Below are 18,188 nucleotides of genomic sequence, written 5' to 3'. Positions count from 1 at the left end.
TCGCCACCAGCTTACTGCCGGCTCACAGGGAACGGGAGATGCCTAGCTGCGGTTCCAGCCGTACTCGTTTTCGGGGCGGCCCGGGGTGCCATACCGGGGCGCCCTGGTGACGGTTCCGGCGTCGGCGAGGTATTCCAGATACCTCCGCGCAGTGACACGGGACATGCCAAGCGCGTCCATGACCTCGCTCGCTGAGACCGCGTCCTGACGTTCCCGCATCAGCTCCTTGACAGCTTCCAAGGTGGACCCTGAAAGGCCTTTGGGCAGTGGCAGTTCCGTCGGGGCGCGGAGGCTGGCAAAGGCCTGGTCAACGTCGCTTTGGGAGGCTCCTGCTTTGGAGATACCGGACATCGAACCCGCCAATTGTTCGCGGAAGGTCCTGTAGCTCCTGAGCTTGTCGGCGAAGGTGGCATACGTAAAGGGCTTGATCAGGTACTGCACCACTCCGATGGACACGGCGCTGCGAACGATGTTCAGTTCCCGGACGGCCGTGATGGCGATGATGTCGGCGAAGACTCCCGCGGAACGCATCCGGCGGGCGACGTCCAAGCCGTGAAGATCCGGCAGGTTCATGTCCAGCAGGACAAGGTCCACAGGCGTACCGGAAGCGGCAAATTCACCCAGGATGCGCAAAGCCGACTGCCCGTCCGGCGCCGTCCCCACCAGGGTGAACCCCTCCAATCGGCCAACGTAGACGGAGTGGGCGTCCGAGGCTATGGGCTCGTCCTCCACCACCAGGACACGGATGTCTGTCATGCCTTCCCTTCCTTGGGAACCGGCGCGGGCAGCACTACATGGAATTGTGCTCCGCCGGGATTGCTGATGGTCATCGTACCGTTGAGCCGATCCACGGACTGGCGCACCAAGGCAAGGCCAACGCCGCGGCCGTGGGAGCCGCGTGGATTCCGGTCCGGAGACTTCGTGCTGAATCCGTACTGGAGGACATCATCTATGGACTCCGGATTGATGCCGCTCCCTGAGTCGGTCACAGTGAATTCGACGGCGGCAGGCCCGGCTTCCACGTCCAGCTGGACCTTCCGCGGGAAGTCACCCGCGGCCGCAGCATCGATCGCGTTGTCCAGCAGGTTCCCGAGGATGGTCACGAGGTCCTGGATCTCCAGGCCGCGAACACCGGAGCTTCCCGACGTCCGGACTTCAAGCTCCACCCCGCGTTCGTGGGCTTCAGCGGCTTTGCCCATCACCAAGGCGCTCATGACGGGCTCGTCCACGGACGCCACCATGTCATCGGTCAACTGCTGGCTTAGTTCAAGGTCCTTTGTAGCGAAGTCCAAGGCCTGCGGCGTCCTGCCGAGCTCCAGGAGGGACACGATCATGTGTAGCCGGTTTGCGTGTTCATGGGTTTGGGCGCGCAAAGCATCGGAAAGGGTCTTCATGGTTTGGAGTTCCGTGCCCAGGGACTCGATCTCGGTGCGGTCGCGAATGGTGGCCACTGTCCCGTAGACGGCAGGTTTCTGCCGGCTGCGCTCAGGCAGGGGCCCCACGGCGGGTGCCTGGTTCACTACAAGGATCCGGGAACCGGTCAGGTGGATCTCGTCGTGTGCCGGCCTGCCGGATTCGAACAGGGCCCGCAGGCTGCCATCGAAGGGCAGGTCAGTAAGTTTCGGGGCATCATCGGGAGATCGATCGGCATCGGAAGGCTCCAGGCCCAGCAATTCGGCGGCTTGATCGTTGTACATGACGGCCTTGCCATGGTTGTCGATCAGGATCACCCCCTCACGTACTGAATGCAGGACAGATTCGTAGTACGCGAAGAGCTGAGCCAGCTGTTCCGGTCCCCAGCCCCGTGTCACTGACCTCAGATACCGTCCCAAGAGCCAGGAAGCCACTGACCCAAAGCTCAGCACCACCAGTGCGATGCCGCCGATCACGCCGAGGCGCTCGGCCACATCGGTGTCCACGGTCCGAACGGTGACCCCGGCTGCCACCAAGGCCTTGACGGTCCCGTCGGCCGCTTTGACGGGCGCGATGGTGCGTACGGATGGACCCAAAGTCCCGGCAGTAACCTCGGTGAAGGTCTCGCCCCGCAATGCAGGCTCGATGGTTCCGATGTAAGGCTTGCCAAGCTCCTCAGCCCTTGGGTGCGTCCAACGCGTCCTGTCCGGAGCCATGATGGTGATGAAATCGGCGTCGGCATCATCCATCACGTCCAGGGCGTAGGGCTGGAGGATTGCGGTGGGAGCTGAGGTGGAAGCCGCTTCCAGAACCAGCGGATTGTCGGCAATGGAGGTTGCCACGGCCAGCATTCGGCCCCCGGCATTGTCGTACGCCCTGTCCCGGGCTTCCACCACGGAAAAGGCTCCGAAGACCGCCGTCAGCGCGATGACGAACAGCAGGTTCGCCACGAACAAGCGGCGGGCGATGCTCCAGCTGTGAAACACGTGGACCTCCATGACCAATATGACCGCAACGGTGATGTGTGTCACCAACGGCTCAATGATGGATATCACACAAGGGCAGCGGATTGGACATCAGTGCAGGACCGCAGCGCCTTACACAGTATCCAAAGGAGAATCCCATGACCTCTCAACGAGGAGAGTCGGCAGTAGCTGCCAAAGCTGGACGCAAGGGGCTCGACAAGTCGCATTACCTGTACATCGCGGTCATTCTGGCCGTAGTACTCGGCGCCGTGGTCGGCCTGGTGTTCCCCGAGGTTGGCAAGTCACTAAAGCCGCTCGGCGATGGCTTCATCAAGCTCATCAAGATGATGATCGCCCCGGTTATTTTCTGCACCATCGTCCTGGGCATCGGTTCCATCGCCAAGGCAGCCACCGTCGGCAAGGTGGGCGGCCTCGCCTTGGGCTACTTCGTCGCCATGTCGACGTTCGCCCTGGCAATCGGCCTTGTGGTTGGCAACCTGATCCACCCGGGTGAAGGACTAAAGCTGACCCCGTATGACCCCACCAAGAAGGCCGATACCAACAGCACCGTCGACTTCCTGCTGGGAATCATCCCAGGTGACATTCCGGTCCTGCCCACCCTGCTTGCCGCGATCCTGGTCGGGTTCGCCCTGCAGAAGATGGGCAAGCAGGGAGCGCCCATCCTGACCGCGATCGGTCACGGTCAGCGCCTCGTTTTCCGCATTCTCATCATGATCATGTGGCTGGCTCCCATCGGCGCTTTCGGTGCCATCGCCGCCGTCGTTGGTGCTACCGGTGCCCAGGCGATCCTCAGCATGTTCACCCTGATGCTTGCCTTCTACGTCACATGTGCACTGTTCATCGTGGTCATCCTCGGAACCCTGCTTCGGGCAGTGGCCGGCGTCAATATCTTCAAGCTCATGAAGTACCTGGCCCGCGAGTACCTCCTGATCTTCTCCACCTCGTCCTCCGAAGCAGCGCTGCCCCGCCTGATCGCCAAGATGGAGCACCTGGGTGTCTCCAAGCCGGTGGTTGGCGTGACCGTTCCCACGGGCTACTCCTTCAACCTTGACGGAACAGCGATCTACCTGACCATGGCTTCACTCTTCGTCGCCAACGCCATGGGTACCCCGTTGGACCTGGGCGCACAGATCTCCCTGCTCGTCTTCATGATCATCGCTTCCAAGGGCGCTGCCGGCGTCACGGGTGCCGGACTGGCAACCCTTGCTGCCGGACTCCAGGCGCACAAGCCCGAGCTTCTTGGCGGGGTAGGCATGATTGTGGGAATCGACCGTTTCATGTCAGAGGCCCGGGCCCTGACCAACTTCACCGGCAACGCAGTGGCGACCGTCCTGATCGGTACCTGGGTGAAGGAAATCGACAATGGCCAGGTAGAGCGTGTCCTCTCCGGCAGTGAGCCTTTCGATGAGCAGACCATGATCGCCCACGGCGGTGAAGAAGAGGCCGCTCCGGAAGCCGAATCCCGCGAGAAAGCCACCGTCTAACCGCAGCAGGAAAATACGCAGAGCGTCACTATCGAAGGCCGGTACCTCCCCAGGTGCCGGCCTTCGGTGTGTGCCTTGCGGCGGGTGCAGGAAAAGTAAACCTTCGACCTCAGCTAGAGGGTCAAGGCTCACGGAGGGGACAAAGTCAAGTTCCCCGAATAACCGTGTCGGGCGCTGTAGCCTAGGTGGGTAGTAGCGCTGTAGCTGGGGGCCAGCGGCAGGGAAGATCGTCGTCGAAAGAGTGGTTAGATACGTGAGCATCGAACGGGGAACAGCTACGCTGGGAGGCACCGAGCTCGATCTGGAAGACGCCATCATGGGGCCAACAGGCCGACCCCACCGCGAATTTCCAGAACCTGCTCCACTTGCTTCCCACGGCCCGGCGAGAGTCATCGCCATGGTCAACCAAAAGGGTGGCGTGGGTAAAACCACCTCCACCATCAATCTCGCAGCGGCGCTCGCAGAATATGGACGGCGTGTCCTGCTGGTGGACTTCGATCCCCAGGGTGCGCTCTCCGCGGGCCTCGGCGCCAACCCGCACGAGCTGGACCTTACGGTGTACAACGTGCTGATGGACCGTAAGGTCAACATTCGCGATGCCATCCAGCAGACCGGCGTCGACGGCGTTGACCTTCTTCCCGCCAACATCGATCTCTCCGCTGCGGAAGTCCAACTCGTCAATGAGGTGGCCCGCGAGCAGGTCCTGGACCGTGCTCTCAAGAGCGTCGAGGATGACTACGACGTCGTCTTGATCGACTGCCAGCCGTCCTTGGGGCTGCTGACCGTCAACGCCTTGACGGCCGCCCATGGCGTCATCATTCCGCTGATCTGTGAGTTCTTCGCCTTGCGTGCAGTTGCTCTCCTGGTGGAGACCATTGAGAAAGTCCAGGACCGGCTCAACCCGCGCCTGCAGGTGGACGGCGTCCTGGCCACGATGTACGACGCCCGCACCCTGCACAGCCGCGAAGTAATTTCACGCCTCGTGGAAGCCTTCGGCGACAAAGTCTTCGAGACAGTCATCAAGCGCTCCATCAAGTTCGCGGATGCAACCGTGGCCGCGGAGCCCATCACCAGCTATGCGGGCAACCACATCGGTGCCGACGCCTACCGCCGGCTTGCCAAGGAACTGATCTCGCGCGGCGGCGCGCCCTAACAGACAGTGGGACCTTCACTCGCTCCGGCTTCGGAAGCGGACGTTCCTGCCACAGGCGAAGCGCCCGACGCCGGCACCTCCGAAGCCCGCAAGCCCGGCTTTGAGGTGCGGCTGGCCAACTTCACCGGCCCCTTCGACCTCCTGCTGGGCCTGATCTCCAAGCACAAAATGGACATCACCGAGGTGGCTTTGGCCACCGTCACCGATGAATTCATCAAGTACATCCGCCGGCTCCAGGAGCTGGGGGAGGACTGGGCGCTGGATGAAGCCAGCGAGTTCCTGGTCATTGCGGCAACGCTCCTGGATCTCAAGGCCGCCCGCCTCCTGCCTGCCGGTGAAGTGGAGGACGCCGAGGACATTGCGCTCCTTGAGGCCAGAGACCTGCTGTTCGCCCGCCTCCTGCAGTACAAGGCATTCAAGCAGATCGCCGGGATTCTGGGTGAAACCTTGGAAGAGGAGGCCCGCCGATACCCGCGTCAGGTGGCTTTGGAAGGGCACTTCGCCGCACTGCTGCCTGAACTCGTGTGGCGGCATACCCCGGAGCAGTTCGCGGAGCTTGCCGCCACAGCGCTCAAACCCAAGGATGCAGCCCCCGCCGAGGTGGGTTTGGGGCACCTGCATGCTCCGCCGGTCAGCGTCAAGGAGCAGGCCGAGATCATGGGCTACCGCTTGAAGCTGGGCGCACCGTTGTCCTTCCGTACGTTGATAGCCGATGCCGAGACCACGCTGGTGGTGGTGGCCCGTTTCCTGGCCCTGTTGGAAATGTTCCGGGACCGCGTGGTGGCTTTCGAACAACCCGAACCCTTGGCGGAGCTGACGGTCCGTTGGACGGGCGACGACGCCGAATGGGACAGTTCCAGCCTGAGCGAAGAGTATGAAGCCGGCATGGAGCCGAACAATGGGAAGAGCAGCAATGAATGAGCAGGAAACGGCCCAGGAAGGCCTGGCACGGTTGGAAGGGATGCCCGGCGGCGCGCGGGCAGCCTTGGAGGCAGTGCTCATGGTCATTGACGAACCTGCAACGGCGGAGGAACTGGCCGCAGGACTTAGCGTGACAGTCGCCGTCGTCGAGGATTTGCTGCATGACCTGCAGCGGGAGTATAGCGGCTATACTGTTAAAGCCCCGGACGTGAATGCTGTCGGCTTTGCCGATGCCAGCACTGCACCCCGGGGTTTTGAATTGCGGAATGTCGCCGGAGGGTGGCGCATCTATTCACGCTCGGATTTTGCCGAGATCGTGGGAAGGTTCGTCCTCGAAGGACAGACCACCAGGCTCACTCAAGCAGCGCTTGAAACCTTGGCGGTCATTGCCTACCGGCAACCGGTCTCACGGGCCCGGGTTTCTGCCATTCGCGGCGTCAACGTCGATTCTGTGGTCCGGACCCTCACCCAACGGGGTTTGATCGAGGACTCCGGAAACGATCCCGAATCGGGGGCTGTTCTCTACAGGACAACCTCGTACTTCCTGGAACGGATGGGCATCGGCTCAGTGGCAGAACTGCCGCAGCTTTCGCCACACCTTCCGGGCTTGGAAGGGATTGACGAGTACTACGACGCCAGCCGGATGTAGCCGCAGGCCAAGGCCGGCAGAGCAAGAAAACTCCATATGGATTCACGGCACCTTCAAAGGTGCACAGCGACAAGGGGCAGACGATGTCTGCCCGGCTGGCTAGTGTTGTTTGCAGCACGGAAAGCCGGCCATTACTACACAAGGACGGGTCATGACACAGGCGGGACGCCAGAGTTCACCACGTAACGGTTCGGGGCGCAACAGCTCCGGACGCAATGAGGCCAAGGGCGGCAGCACAGGCCGCTCCAACGCCGGCGGCTTCTCCGGCCGCGGCGGCAGCGCCGGCGCCGGAAAGCGCAACTTCACCCAGGGCGAGGGCCGCCCCTTCAAGGCTTCGAAGCCGCGCGAAGCGGCACCCTTCGATCCCGACAACCCCACAACGGCGGGCGACTACGATCGCGGCCAGGCCGCCAGGCCCGCAAAACCCTTCCGTAAGCCAGGCTCCAACAAGCCCGGCTTCGGCAAAGCGCCCGGGACTCCCGGTGCACTGAAGCCCAAGGCCAAACCGGCCAGGCAGTACGGCTCCAAGGCGTTCGGCAGCGAACGCTTCGGCCAGAACCTGGGACCGATCCGCAAGCCCGGACGCAACCGCGGACCACGCCAGGAAGTGCCGCAGTCGGACCTCCACGATGTTGACGGTGTACGCCTGCAGAAGGTCATGGCCCAAGCCGGCGTGGCTTCGCGTCGCGTGTGCGAGGAAATGATCCTCGAGGGACGCGTCGAGGTTGACGGCGTGGTGACCACCGAGCTTGGCATGCGCGTGGATCCCACCTCGGCCGTGATCCACGTTGACGGCATCAGGATCCAGCTGGACGAAACCCTCGTCTACATGGTCTTCAACAAGCCCAAGGGCGTAGTTTCCACCATGGAAGACCCCGAAGGCCGCCCCTGCATCAGCGACTTCCTCAAGAACAACAAAAACAAGGGCGAACGCCTGTTCCACGTCGGCCGCCTCGATGTCGCCACTGAGGGACTGCTGCTGCTGACGAACGACGGCGAACTCGCCAACCGCTTGACGCACCCTTCCTATGAGGTACCCAAGACGTACCTCGTCCAGGTGCGCGGCCCGTTCCCGCAAGGTGTTGGCGCGAAGCTGAAGAACGGCGTCGAGCTCGAAGACGGCGTTGCTGCAGTGGACTCCTTCCGTTTGGTGGACTCCACCCCGGGCCACGTCCTCATCGAGGTTGTGCTCCACTCAGGCAAGAACCGCATTGTGCGCCGTATGTTCGACGCCGTCGGTTTCCCGGTTGAACGCCTTGTCCGTGTCAAGGTTGGTCCCATCGGCCTGGGTGACCAGCGCCAGGGCAGCATCCGCAACCTCGGCAGGCAGGAAGTCGGACACCTCCTGGCATCTGTGGGGCTCTAGGGCATGTCGGCATTCGGTACGCACGGCCGGGGCCATCTTGATGGCCCGGTCGTCGTTCTCGGGACAGGCTTGCTGGGGGCCAGTATCGGCCTCGGCCTGCGTGGACGCGGAGTCCCCGTTTTCCTTTCCGATCCTTCGCCCACCAATCAGGCGGTGGCCGTGGATATCGGAGCGGGACGTCCTCTTCCGGAACTGCAGGAGGAACCCCGGCTGGTAGTTGTCGCGGCCCCGCCCGACGTAACAGCCGACGTCGTGCAGAAGGCCCTGGCGGACTACCCGTCCGCCGTCGTGGTTGATATCGCGAGCGTCAAAGCGTCCATCCAGGCGCAGCTGCGCGAGCGGGGAGTGGACCTGGGCCGCTATGTGGGAACGCACCCTATGGCCGGCCGCGAGAAGTCGGGTCCGGTTGCTGCCCGGGGTGAGCTTTTCACCTCCATGCCGTGGGTACTCTGCCCCTCCGAAGAAACCTCGGATGCCGCACTTCAGGCTGCACGTTCGCTGGCCGTGGACCTTGGGGGAATTGTTTCCCAGTTCACCGCGGACGAGCATGATGAAGCCGTGGCACTGGTGTCTCATTTGCCGCAGATCATGTCCTCGCTCCTGGCGAGCCGTTTGCAGGGTACGCCACTGCATGCCCTCTCCTTGGCGGGCAACGGACTCCGGGACACCACCCGCATCGCAGCCAGCGATCCCACCTTGTGGGTGCAGATCCTGGGAGGCAACGCGGAGAAAGTGGTTTCCATCCTGCACGGTGTCCGCGAGGACCTGAACCGCTTGATCGGAACGCTGGAAGAACCCTTGGCGCCCGGCGCCCGGCTGGATCTTGCCCAGCTGATCAGTGAAGGCAATGCCGGGCAGGCCAGGATCCCGGGTAAGCACGGCGGACCTCCGCAGGCGTACTCGTGGCTCACCATCCTGGTGGACGACCAACCGGGCCAGATCGCCCACCTCCTCACGGAGATCGGCGAAATCGGCGTGAACGTCGAAGACCTCCGGCTTGACCATTCGTCGGGGCAAAACGTGGGCATGGTTGAGCTCTCCGTGCTTCCGAGCAAGCATGACCTCCTTGTTGAAGCTTTGACTGACCGTGGATGGCGGGTACTGCAGTAATGACGCGTGAATTTTTTGGTCCGGAGACGGTTGCCCGCCCGGGCAAGCCGTTGGTAATTGCGATCGACGGCCCTTCGGGGTCCGGCAAGTCCAGTGTCAGCAAGGAAGTTGCCCGGCGCTTGAAGCTGGCGTACCTGGATACGGGTGCGATGTACCGGGCCCTGACCTGGTACTGCCTCAAGACGGGAGTTGACCTCCAGGACGGCGCAGCAGTGGAGCAGGCTTCCAAAGCCATGCCTTTGGAAATCAGCACCAGCACCGCAACGGAGTATGTGGCCGTGGATGGTACCGACGTCACGGATGAAATCCGGGATCCTTTGATCTCATCCTCCGTCAGTGCTGTTGCTACGACCCTCGGTGCGCGCACCGAGCTCATCCGCCGCCAACGCGAGCTGATCGATCAGCACCACCACCGCATGGTGGTCGAAGGTCGTGACATCACCACCGTCGTCGTCCCCAATGCCGAGGTCCGCATGCTGTTGACCGCCAGTGAGGAAGCGCGGCTTCGACGCCGGAGCATCCAGTTGGGTGGGACGCAGAGCAAAGAGCAGCTGGCGGCCCAGGTCACTCAGCGCGACGCCAAGGACTCCACGGTGGTGAACTTCACCCAGGCCGCAGATGGGGTGGTGACGCTCGATTCCTCAGACCTGAATTTCGAGGAAACAGTGGAGACCGCCCTGGCGATCGTCAGCAAGGTGATCTATGGCGACTAAGGACAACGGACACGGGCTCCCGGCTTCGTGGACCAAAGTGTGGAGCCGGCCCATTGGTTGGTTCATCAACCACCTCGTCTACCGGACTGTGGTGTCAGGCAAGAGCAACGTTCCCGCCGCCGGACCGGTGATTTTCGCTGCGAACCACATCAGCTTCCTGGATGGGCCGGTCCTGTTCGGCGCTTCCCCGCGGCCTATGCACATCCTCGTCAAGAAGGAAATGTTCAAGGGCTTCCTTGGCTCTGTCCTGCGCGGGTCAGGTCAAATTCCGGTGGACCGCACAGGGGACCGCGCCGCCTTGCATCTGGGCAAGCAACTGCTCGACGACGGCCGTTGCGTCGGGATTCTTCCTGAAGGCACGCGGGGGAGCGGTTCAGCCGGGAGCATCAGCAACGGGGTTGCCTGGCTTGCCATCAACTCCGGAGCAACAGTCATACCGGTCGCCATCCTCGGAACCCGCCAAGGCGACGAGCACCGCGACCATATTCCCAAACCACGCCGCAAGCTCCACGTGAGCTTCGGCGAACCCATAACGGTGAAGCGCCGGAAGGGCGAACCGGGGCGTGTTTCAATGGACAGGGCGGCTGCGGAAATCCGTGAAGCCCTGGCCGATCACGTCCAGGATGCCATCCGGGCCACAGGCCAGGGCCTTCCCCAGGATCCTGCGCCCGGAGAAGCCACTCCGCAGCACCGCCAGACAGCAGTAGCCGGGACGCCGGCAGACCACCCCTAAGGAAAGTGCAATGAGCGATACGACTCAAAAATCCGGCCTCCACGGAGCCGGCGACGACGAATACACGCCCACCGGCACCGACCAGGTGGCTGAAAACCTGGCTGCCCTGGACGATGACGAGGCCGAACTCCGCGCGGCCACCCTCCGGGCCGGCCTGGATGATTATGAACTCGACGACGAAGACGCCGCGCTTCTCAGCGGTGAATACGGAGACGAGGGCGACGAAGGTCCCCTGAAGCTGGACCCGGTGCTGGCCATCATCGGCCGCCCCAATGTGGGTAAGTCCACGTTGGTCAACCGCATCCTGGGCCGCCGTGAAGCCGTTGTGGAAGACACTCCCGGTGTTACCCGCGACCGAGTCATGTACTCGGCCCGCTGGAACGGCCGCAACTTCACCCTGGTTGACACCGGGGGATGGGAGCACGACGCCAAGGGCATCCATGCCCGCGTCGCCGAGCAGGCTGAGATGGCCGTTGAGCTCGCTGACGCCGTTCTCTTCGTGGTGGACTCCGCCGTTGGAGCCACGGCCACGGACGAGGGCGTCATGAAGATGCTCCGTAAGAGCAAGAAGCCGGTCATCATGGTGGCCAACAAAGTGGACGACTTTGCCCAGGAAGCTGACTCCGCAACCCTCTGGGGTTTGGGCTTCGGCGAACCGTACCCGGTTTCGGCACTGCATGGCCGTGGCGTTGCCGACCTCCTGGACCACGTCATGGATACCCTTCCCGAGTACTCCCTGGTGGAAGGCGTCGAGCGCTCCGGCGGTCCGCGGCGTATCGCTTTGATCGGCCGCCCGAACGTTGGCAAGTCCTCGCTGCTGAACAAGCTTGCCGGCTCTGAGCGCGTTGTGGTGGATCCGCTGGCAGGCACCACGCGTGACCCCGTTGACGAATTCATCGAACTCGGCGACCGTACCTGGCGTTTCGTGGACACCGCCGGTATCCGCCGCCGGCAGCACATGGCACAGGGCGCCGACTTCTACGCTTCCCTGCGGACGCAGGCCGCGCTCGAGAAGGCGGAGGTCGCCGTCGTGCTTCTTGCCGTTGACGAAGTCCTCAGCGAGCAGGATGTCCGCATCTTGCAGCTGGCCATCGAATCCGGCCGTGCGCTGGTCCTCGCCTTCAACAAATGGGACCTGCTGGACGATGAACGCCGCCGGTACCTCGAACGTGAGATCGAGCAGGACCTGGCGCACGTTGAATGGGCGCCCCGGGTCAACATCTCAGCCAAGACCGGCTGGCACAAGGACCGTTTGGTTCCTGCGCTGGATATCGCACTGGAAAGCTGGGACCGCCGCATCCCCACGGGACGCCTCAACGCGTTCCTGGGCGAGCTGGTTGCAGCCCACCCGCACCCGGTCCGTGGCGGCAAGCAGCCGCGCATTCTCTTCGGCACGCAGGCTTCCAGCCGGCCGCCGAAGTTCGTGCTCTTCACCACCGGGTTCCTGGATCCCGGATACCGCCGCTTCATCACGCGTCGCCTTCGCGAAACGTTCGGCTTCGAGGGTACGCCCATCGAGGTAAACATGCGCGTTCGCGAAAAGCGTGGCAAGAAGCGCTAAGTGAGACGGGCATCACAGCCCACTTTGTCTGTGATGGCGTCTCCGACCTCCAACTTCGTGTAAGCTTTTGGAGGTGGTTCGGCCGGACTGCTTAGGTGGGACTCTTCGGAGGAAAACTTAGGCGGAGAACGGTGGAACCAGCGGGCTGTAGCGCAGCTTGGTAGCGCACTTGACTGGGGGTCAAGGGGTCGCAGGTTCAAATCCTGTCAGCCCGACAATGAAGGACCGGAATCACGCGGAGACGCGGGATTTCGGTCCTTTCTTGTTTCCGGCCTAATTCGTTTCACCCGGCGTTCACGTCGGGTGAAACGAAGGGTTTGGCGGGGTGGGGCTAAACCTTCTGCAGTGCGCCGAGGGCTCGCACAAGTGGCTCCAACTCCGGCACGGACTCTGCGGCCTCAAGGGCGGAGGCGAGCGTTTCGTCATGCACGGGCTTGGCGTCTTCAAGAAGCTTCTGGCCGGCCACCGTCAGTTCGGTGTAAATGCCGCGACGGTCATCGGCGCACAGGATGCGGTTGAGCAGGCCGCGGTCCTCGAGGCGGTTGACCAGGCGGGTGGTGGCGCTACTGGACAGGGCGGTGGCGCGGGCAAGTTGCTGCATGCGCATGTGCCAGCCATCCTGGCGGCTGAGGGCATCCAGCACCGTGTACTCCACCACCGATAGGTCACTGGATGCCTGGAGTGCCTTCTCCAGTTCGGCCTCGATGCTCCCGTGCAGGGCGGCAAGGGTCCGCCAACCCTGTGCCCGTACTTCTACGGCGTCATCCTTGATGCCCATGTCTGCTGTGCTCCTGCCTTGATGTCGTGTAAATCGAGATGCCGAAAACTAGTTGCTTGCGCAAGTACATAGCGTGTGCAACTATATATAGAGCGTCTGCAACTATTATTCTACGGTTCCCGGCGACGCACTTCCACCTCACCGCGGAACCGATCATTTGAAGGAGCTCCACATGCCCGCAGGGTTGATTGCCCTTGCCCTCGGCGGATTCGGCATCGGACTGACCGAATTCGTGATCATGGGCCTCTTGCCCGAAGTTGCTGCCGACTTTCAGGTCAGCGAGGCTTCTGCCGGGTGGTTCATCTCCGGCTATGCCCTCAGCGTCACCGTCGGTGCCCTCCTGGTCACCGCCGCCGTCACCAGGCTGCCCCGCAAGCCGGTCCTCATGGGCCTCCTCGTGCTGTTCATTGCGGGGAACCTCATGTCCGCCATCGCCGACAGCTACACGGCCATGCTCCTGGGTCGCATTGTCGCCGCGCTCTGCCACGGTGCCTTCTTCGGAATAGGATCGGTGGTTGCTGCCAGCCTGGTTCCGGCCCACAAGAAGGCCGGAGCGATCGCCATCATGTTCACCGGCCTCACTGCCGCCAACGTACTGGGCGTTCCCTTCGGCACGCTCCTGGGCCAGAGCTTCGGGTGGCGCTCGACTTTCTGGGCGATCACTGTCATCGGTGTTATTGCGCTGGCCGGCATTGCGCTGATGGTTCCCAAGGCCTCCACGGAGCCCACCAAGGGCCTTCGCAGTGAACTCGGTGCCTTCAAGTCCGGCCAGGTATGGCTGTCCATCACGGTGACAGTCCTCGGTTTCGGTGGCATGTTCGGTGCTTTCACGTACATTGCCTTCACGCTGACGGAAGTCTCCGGCTTCGACTCCGGCGCCGTGCCCTGGCTCCTGGTGCTCTTTGGCGGCGGACTTTTTGTCGGAAACTTCCTGGGTGGCAAGGCAGCCGACAAGGCCCTTGACGCATCACTCATTGTCATTCTCGCCGGGCTGGTGGCGGTGCTGGTCTTCTTTGCACTCACCGCGTCCAGCAGCATTGCCACGCTGGTCTCGCTTGCGCTCATGGGAGGGTTCGGCTTCGCCACGGTTCCCGGGCTCCAGATGCGTGTCATGCACTTCGCCTCCACGGCGCCTACGCTGGCATCCGGGGCAAACATCGGCGCCTTCAACCTGGGTAACGCGCTCGGAGCGTGGCTCGGCGGCGTGACCATCACAGCCGGCCTCGGCTACACCTCGCCCATTTGGGCGGGCGCCGGAATTACTGTCGCTGCGTTGCTGGTCATGGTGTTTGCCGCTGCGGCCGCCAAGCGCGGGGGAGTTGAGGCACCGGCTGAAGCGCCCGACGTCGAACGCGAACCACGCGGGGCCACTGTCGCCTGAGGATTGCCCAAAGCAAAAAGAAGCCCGCCGCGGAATGTTCCGTGGCGGGCTTCACGCGTTTAGGAGCCTAAGCGCCCGGCACGGGGCCCTGCGTTTCCGAGGCTGTGGTTTGCGCGGCGTTGACGCGCTGGTTCTCCGCCTGCTTCAACGCTTTCATCTGCTTGCCCCGCCTGCGCCACAAGGCCCAAAGAACCGTGACCGCGATGAAGACGACCACCGCTGCAACAGCGGAAATGGCGGTCCAGGTTGTGAAGAAGCCTGCGTCAACACTCAAAGTCCGCTGCCCGGCGTGAGCTGATTCCGTGGTTCCAAAGGCAATGCCGGCCGTGAGCAGGTTCGGGATGGCGAGGGCAACTGCCACCAGGAGGATGACGATCTTCCACGGCCAGGCCACCGCCTTCCGGGTGGCTTGCCAGGCAACAAGGAGGGGGATGAAAGTGAAGACAAAACCATAGAACATGCCCACCAGGACACTGGCTCCGAGATCCCGCTTGATCTGCCCGGCAATGACATCGGACCACCAGCGGGGGAGAATGGCCCCCAGAATAAAGAAGGCGGCCACAGCGACAAGCAATGCCACCAGGATCAGGATTAATTTGGCGCCCCAATTGCGCTTTTTCCGAGCTGGTACTTGTGCTTGTTCAGTCATGGGTCAATCATGGCAGAGACCCCCTTGGGCACAGGGGAAATGTGCCTATACTTTCAGCGGCGGCCACCAGCACAGGCCGCCGTCGAGGTTCGTCATTGTCCCGATGAAAGGCCACCCGTGAGCAATATTCCAGAAGAACTTTCCTATACCGCGGAGCACGAATGGGTTACCGCTCCGGACGCCGATGGCGTGGTGCGGATTGGTATTACCGACTTTGCGCAGGACGCGCTGGGAGATGTTGTCTACGCCCAGATGCCCGAGCCTGGGACAAAAGTCACCGGCAACGAGGTGGTGGGGGAAGTTGAGTCCACCAAGAGCGTCAGTGACATTTATGCACCGGTGAGCGGTGAGGTCATTAATCGCAATGACGCGTTGGACACCGATCCTGCGCTGATTAACTCCGATCCCTACGGTGAAGGGTGGCTCATTGAGGTCAAACTCGCAGAAGCGGATGCAGTGGATTCCCTGCTCAGTGCATCAGAGTACGAACAACAGGTAGGCTAAAGTTATCTGGCCCGTCAGGCTGAATTTCCTGAGCGGGAAATGCGCGACGACGGGCCAGCAACCGATTTGCCCGGCGGTACCGGGATGCGGAAGTGGCTGGCAGGTTTTGGAACTGCCGGCAGATGAGGAGGAAATTCCATGGTTGGCGGCGAACAGAATCAAGCCAATGTCGGGAACGGCGCGGAGGAACAGCCCACGTCGGAGACCACCTCGATCAGCATCACGCCAACGTGGGACGAGCCAAGCATCGCACCCAAGTTGGCCCCTGAAGAGCGTGCTTCCGTGGAAGCACTTCCGCCCAACTCGGCGTTGCTCATTGCGCACAGCGGGCCCAATGCCGGTGCGCGGTTCCTCTTGGATGCGGACACCACTACCGCGGGACGGCACCCGGATGCGGACATCTTCCTTGATGACGTCACGGTGTCCCGCAAGCACGTCCAGTTTCTTCGGACGGCCACCGGATTCGAACTCGTGGACATGGGCAGCCTCAACGGAACATACGTCAACCACGACCGCGTTGACCGTGTGCAGCTGAAAAGCGGCAATGAGGTACAAATCGGCAAGTTCCGGTTGACCTACTACATGAGCCCTGTCCGCGCAGCAGGCCAAGTCTGACGGGGTACCCGCCTTTGGCTATCGCCCAGCCTGACCGCCGTGGACCACAGGTCCTTAACATTGGGGAAGTCCTCGCCCAGCTGAGTGATGACTTCCCCGGAATGACTGCGTCCAAGATCCGTTTCCTGGAGGAAAAGGGGCTCATCAATCCCAAACGGACCGCTGCCGGTTACAGACAATATTCGGACAGTGACGTCGAACGGCTCCGTTTTGTGCTCGCACTGCAGCGGGATCAGTACCTTCCGCTGAAAGTCATCAAGGACTATCTGGATGCCATTGATCGCGGGGAGCGGCCGGAGAACCTACCACCCGGCGTAACCGTTGCTCCCAAAGCGGTCTCTGCCGGGATGGCTGCCGAGGTGCAAGGGAGGGCTCGGGCGCTGACCGAGGAGCAGTTGCGCTCCGAGTCCGGTGCCAGCGTGCCCTTGCTGGAATCCCTCCTGAGTTTCGGGCTGATCAGCCACGTCGGCGGACGTTTTGATGAACACGCGCTCCAAGTGGCGCGTGCTTGCGTTCAGTTGGAGGGACACGGCCTGGAGCCGCGGCACCTTCGTCCTTTCCAAGCTGCTGCAGAACGCGAGTTTGGCCTGGTGGAACGGGCCGTGGCGCCGTTGACCTCGCGCCGCGACGCCGCATCCCAAGCCCGCGCAGCAGAAGCCGCCCGTGAGATCAGTGAACTCTGCCTTACCCTGCACAGGGCGCTGGTCCATGACCGCATCTCCCGGATGGACAGCTGATGATTGAAGTCGAAATTGTTGGCGTCCGCATCGAATTGCCGTCCAACCAGCCGTTGGTGCTTCTTCGGGAACTCAATGGCGAACGGCACGTGCCCATCTGGATCGGCACCCCCGAAGCCAGCGCCATCGCTTTGGCCCAACAAGGCGTGGTACCGCCCCGCCCCATGACGCACGATCTCCTGGTGGACGTTGTTGAATCCCTGGGGCACACCATCATCAGCGTCAACATTGTGGCTGTTGAGGACAACATCTTTTACGGACAACTGCAGTTCGACGACGGCACCGTGGTCAGTTCGCGGGCTTCGGACGCGCTGGCGCTGGCCCTCCGCGCCAAATGCCGTATCTGGTGCGCCGACGCTGTCATGGAGGAAGCCGGCGTCCGGATTACCGAACACGATGAGGGCGAGGATTCCGAGCCTGATCCCAGCGTGGATGAAGAACGGGAAATGCGCCGTTTCCGTGAGTTCCTGGACGACGTGGAACCCGAAGACTTCGAAGGCTGAGAGACCCTAAGCCTAAAGTTGAGGGTGAAAGTTTCGACACGATGGGAAATTGCGGCCAAGGTCTTTGACCTCGGCCCCGGACGGGCCTAACGTCGAAGATATCAAGTTCCCGTTGCATACACTGCCCGCGCAAGTCACACTGGAAGGTGCGGACTTGTGGGAATTACACTGCTGCATTTCAGTGTTGTGTCAGGGTATGCACCGTCCCCAAGGGAACTGAGAACAAGGAGGTCACGTGAGTCCGAAAGGTGAAGCAGGCGAGCTGAAGCAGGCCTCGACCGGCATTGCTGCGCCCGCATCCGGCGCCCAAGGTTTGCTCTTCACAGAGGACCTTCCCGTGCTGGACGAGGACGCGGGCTACCGCGGCCCCACTGCATGCAAAGCCGCAGGTATCACGTACCGCCAACTCGATTACTGGGCTCGCACGGGCCTCGTGGAGCCGGCTGTGCGCGGCGCGGCCGGATCCGGGTCGCAGCGTCTCTATGGATTCCGCGACATCCTGGTTCTCAAAGTGGTCAAGAGGCTCCTTGATACTGGTGTCTCCCTCCAGCAGATCCGAACCGCAGTGGAGCACCTCCGCGAACGGGGCGTTGAGGACCTTGCACAGATAACGCTCATGAGCGATGGCGCCAGTGTCTATGAATGTACCTCGGCTGACGAAGTCATCGACCTCGTCCAGGGCGGACAGGGCGTCTTCGGCATCGCCGTTGGCCGCGTATGGCGGGAAGTTGAGGGGAGCCTGGCCGCGCTTCCGAGTGAACATGCCGTGGAGCAGTCCTTTCCGGACGACGAACTAAGCAAGCGCCGGGTAGCCCGGCGCATCGGCTAAACACCGCAGGATATTTAAGCGAAAAAGCCTCCTCCCTTGATGGGACGGGGCTTTTTTCGTGGTGAGGGATGCCTCAGGTGTGACGGTATTCAGCCCGGCTGCC

19 protein-coding genes and 1 tRNA gene are annotated in these 18,188 nt (G+C 62.4%); 16 read left to right on the top strand and 4 right to left on the bottom strand.

What is annotated here, in order from left to right:
- Nucleotides 1-42: 42 nt before the first annotated feature.
- Both M1D51_RS13690 and M1D51_RS13685 read right to left on the bottom strand, forming a co-directional pair.
- On the bottom strand, nt 43-756 hold the full coding sequence (locus tag M1D51_RS13690; RefSeq protein ID WP_458106869.1) for a response regulator: 714 nt from the start codon (nt 754-756) through the stop codon (nt 43-45).
- Nucleotides 753-2,399 (bottom strand): sensor histidine kinase, encoded by a 1,647-nt coding sequence (locus tag M1D51_RS13685; protein WP_458109591.1) that lies wholly within the window; start codon nt 2,397-2,399, stop codon nt 753-755. Before M1D51_RS13685 ends, M1D51_RS13690 begins: the two co-directional genes overlap by 4 nt.
- A 137-nt stretch (nt 2,400-2,536) precedes the next feature.
- Here M1D51_RS13685 and M1D51_RS13680 point away from each other — a divergent pair, with 137 nt between their 5' ends.
- The 10 genes from M1D51_RS13680 to M1D51_RS13635 all read left to right on the top strand — a co-directional run bounded on the left by M1D51_RS13680 (nt 2,537) and on the right by M1D51_RS13635 (nt 12,304).
- The gene (locus M1D51_RS13680; RefSeq protein WP_172322052.1) at nt 2,537-3,883 is read left to right on the top strand and encodes a cation:dicarboxylate symporter family transporter; all 1,347 of its coding nucleotides are present in this window, start codon (nt 2,537-2,539) and stop codon (nt 3,881-3,883) included.
- Nucleotides 3,884-4,136: 253 nt separating this feature from the next.
- Nucleotides 4,137-5,036, top strand: a complete 900-nt coding sequence (locus M1D51_RS13675) for a ParA family protein (RefSeq protein WP_172322051.1) — start codon at nt 4,137-4,139, stop codon at nt 5,034-5,036.
- 6 nt (nt 5,037-5,042) lie between these two features.
- Nucleotides 5,043-5,957, top strand: coding sequence for a segregation and condensation protein A (locus tag M1D51_RS13670; protein ID WP_458106868.1), 915 nt, complete (start codon nt 5,043-5,045; stop codon nt 5,955-5,957).
- Nucleotides 5,950-6,606, top strand: coding sequence for an SMC-Scp complex subunit ScpB (gene scpB / locus M1D51_RS13665; protein ID WP_458106867.1), 657 nt, complete (start codon nt 5,950-5,952; stop codon nt 6,604-6,606). Before M1D51_RS13670 ends, scpB begins: the two co-directional genes overlap by 8 nt.
- A 151-nt stretch (nt 6,607-6,757) precedes the next feature.
- Entirely contained in the window at nt 6,758-7,972 is a 1,215-nt protein-coding gene (locus tag M1D51_RS13660) for a pseudouridine synthase (protein WP_458106866.1), read from the top strand.
- Nucleotides 7,973-7,975: 3 nt separating this feature from the next.
- Complete coding sequence (locus tag M1D51_RS13655) at nt 7,976-9,082, top strand: prephenate dehydrogenase (protein ID WP_172322047.1); 1,107 nt, start codon at nt 7,976-7,978, stop codon at nt 9,080-9,082.
- A complete protein-coding gene (cmk, locus tag M1D51_RS13650; RefSeq protein ID WP_458106865.1) occupies nt 9,082-9,795 on the top strand; it encodes a (d)CMP kinase in 714 nt (237 codons plus the stop codon). Before M1D51_RS13655 ends, cmk begins: the two co-directional genes overlap by 1 nt.
- Complete coding sequence (locus M1D51_RS13645; protein WP_458106864.1) at nt 9,785-10,528, top strand: lysophospholipid acyltransferase family protein; 744 nt, start codon at nt 9,785-9,787, stop codon at nt 10,526-10,528. The genes cmk and M1D51_RS13645 overlap by 11 nt, the downstream gene beginning before the upstream one ends.
- Nucleotides 10,529-10,538: 10 nt before the next feature.
- The gene (gene der, locus M1D51_RS13640) at nt 10,539-12,089 is read left to right on the top strand and encodes a ribosome biogenesis GTPase Der (protein ID WP_172322045.1); all 1,551 of its coding nucleotides are present in this window, start codon (nt 10,539-10,541) and stop codon (nt 12,087-12,089) included.
- Nucleotides 12,090-12,230: 141 nt separating this feature from the next.
- Nucleotides 12,231-12,304: transfer RNA gene (locus M1D51_RS13635), tRNA-Pro, on the top strand.
- Nucleotides 12,305-12,420: 116 nt separating this feature from the next.
- Here the strand turns inward: M1D51_RS13635 and M1D51_RS13630 are convergent.
- Nucleotides 12,421-12,867 carry a MarR family winged helix-turn-helix transcriptional regulator gene (locus M1D51_RS13630; protein ID WP_458106863.1) on the bottom strand — a complete coding sequence of 149 codons (447 nt, stop codon included), beginning with the start codon at nt 12,865-12,867 and terminating at the stop codon, nt 12,421-12,423.
- A 172-nt stretch (nt 12,868-13,039) separates the two neighbouring features.
- Between M1D51_RS13630 and M1D51_RS13625 the strand changes: the two genes are divergently transcribed.
- On the top strand, nt 13,040-14,248 hold the full coding sequence (locus M1D51_RS13625) for an MFS transporter (protein ID WP_458106862.1): 1,209 nt from the start codon (nt 13,040-13,042) through the stop codon (nt 14,246-14,248).
- Nucleotides 14,249-14,315: 67 nt separating this feature from the next.
- On the opposite strand, the gene M1D51_RS13620 is transcribed toward M1D51_RS13625, so the two are convergent.
- The gene (locus tag M1D51_RS13620; RefSeq protein WP_458106861.1) at nt 14,316-14,897 is read right to left on the bottom strand and encodes a hypothetical protein; all 582 of its coding nucleotides are present in this window, start codon (nt 14,895-14,897) and stop codon (nt 14,316-14,318) included.
- 117 nt (nt 14,898-15,014) lie between these two features.
- Here M1D51_RS13620 and gcvH point away from each other — a divergent pair, with 117 nt between their 5' ends.
- The 5 genes from gcvH to M1D51_RS13595 all read left to right on the top strand — a co-directional run bounded on the left by gcvH (nt 15,015) and on the right by M1D51_RS13595 (nt 18,085).
- Nucleotides 15,015-15,401, top strand: coding sequence for a glycine cleavage system protein GcvH (gene gcvH, locus M1D51_RS13615; protein ID WP_172322041.1), 387 nt, complete (start codon nt 15,015-15,017; stop codon nt 15,399-15,401).
- A 138-nt stretch (nt 15,402-15,539) separates the two neighbouring features.
- Nucleotides 15,540-16,016: an FHA domain-containing protein gene (locus tag M1D51_RS13610; RefSeq protein WP_026542480.1), complete on the top strand. Its 477-nt coding sequence runs from the start codon at nt 15,540-15,542 to the stop codon at nt 16,014-16,016.
- 20 nt (nt 16,017-16,036) lie between these two features.
- Nucleotides 16,037-16,753, top strand: coding sequence for a transcriptional regulator FtsR (gene ftsR, locus M1D51_RS13605; RefSeq protein ID WP_172322056.1), 717 nt, complete (start codon nt 16,037-16,039; stop codon nt 16,751-16,753).
- Nucleotides 16,753-17,256, top strand: a complete 504-nt coding sequence (locus tag M1D51_RS13600; protein WP_172322040.1) for a bifunctional nuclease family protein — start codon at nt 16,753-16,755, stop codon at nt 17,254-17,256. The genes ftsR and M1D51_RS13600 overlap by 1 nt, the downstream gene beginning before the upstream one ends.
- A 235-nt stretch (nt 17,257-17,491) precedes the next feature.
- Entirely contained in the window at nt 17,492-18,085 is a 594-nt protein-coding gene (locus tag M1D51_RS13595) for a MerR family transcriptional regulator (protein ID WP_026542483.1), read from the top strand.
- The last annotated feature ends 103 nt before the right edge of the window (nt 18,086-18,188 follow it).

The organism is Arthrobacter sp. R3-55 (assembly GCF_054161505.1).
The sequence above is the reverse complement of the archived record's forward strand: the minus strand, read 5'-3'. Positions and strand labels throughout refer to the sequence as shown.

Excerpts from the sequence above, each read along its gene's own strand:
- M1D51_RS13600 (WP_172322040.1), top strand. The coding sequence starts at position 16,753 with ATGATTGAAGTCGAAATTGTTGGCGTCCGCATCGAATTGCCGTCCAAC.
- cmk (WP_458106865.1), top strand. The coding sequence starts at position 9,082 with ATGACGCGTGAATTTTTTGGTCCGGAGACGGTTGCCCGCCCGGGCAAG.
- M1D51_RS13625 (WP_458106862.1), top strand. The coding sequence starts at position 13,040 with ATGCCCGCAGGGTTGATTGCCCTTGCCCTCGGCGGATTCGGCATCGGA.
- M1D51_RS13620 (WP_458106861.1), bottom strand. The coding sequence starts at position 14,897 with ATGACTGAACAAGCACAAGTACCAGCTCGGAAAAAGCGCAATTGGGGC.
- M1D51_RS13690 (WP_458106869.1), bottom strand. The coding sequence starts at position 756 with ATGACAGACATCCGTGTCCTGGTGGTGGAGGACGAGCCCATAGCCTCG.
- M1D51_RS13610 (WP_026542480.1), top strand. The coding sequence starts at position 15,540 with ATGGTTGGCGGCGAACAGAATCAAGCCAATGTCGGGAACGGCGCGGAG.
- scpB (WP_458106867.1), top strand. The coding sequence starts at position 5,950 with ATGAATGAGCAGGAAACGGCCCAGGAAGGCCTGGCACGGTTGGAAGGG.
- M1D51_RS13655 (WP_172322047.1), top strand. The coding sequence starts at position 7,976 with ATGTCGGCATTCGGTACGCACGGCCGGGGCCATCTTGATGGCCCGGTC.
- der (WP_172322045.1), top strand. The coding sequence starts at position 10,539 with ATGAGCGATACGACTCAAAAATCCGGCCTCCACGGAGCCGGCGACGAC.
- M1D51_RS13680 (WP_172322052.1), top strand. The coding sequence starts at position 2,537 with ATGACCTCTCAACGAGGAGAGTCGGCAGTAGCTGCCAAAGCTGGACGC.
- M1D51_RS13645 (WP_458106864.1), top strand. The coding sequence starts at position 9,785 with ATGGCGACTAAGGACAACGGACACGGGCTCCCGGCTTCGTGGACCAAA.
- M1D51_RS13660 (WP_458106866.1), top strand. The coding sequence starts at position 6,758 with ATGACACAGGCGGGACGCCAGAGTTCACCACGTAACGGTTCGGGGCGC.
- M1D51_RS13630 (WP_458106863.1), bottom strand. The coding sequence starts at position 12,867 with ATGGGCATCAAGGATGACGCCGTAGAAGTACGGGCACAGGGTTGGCGG.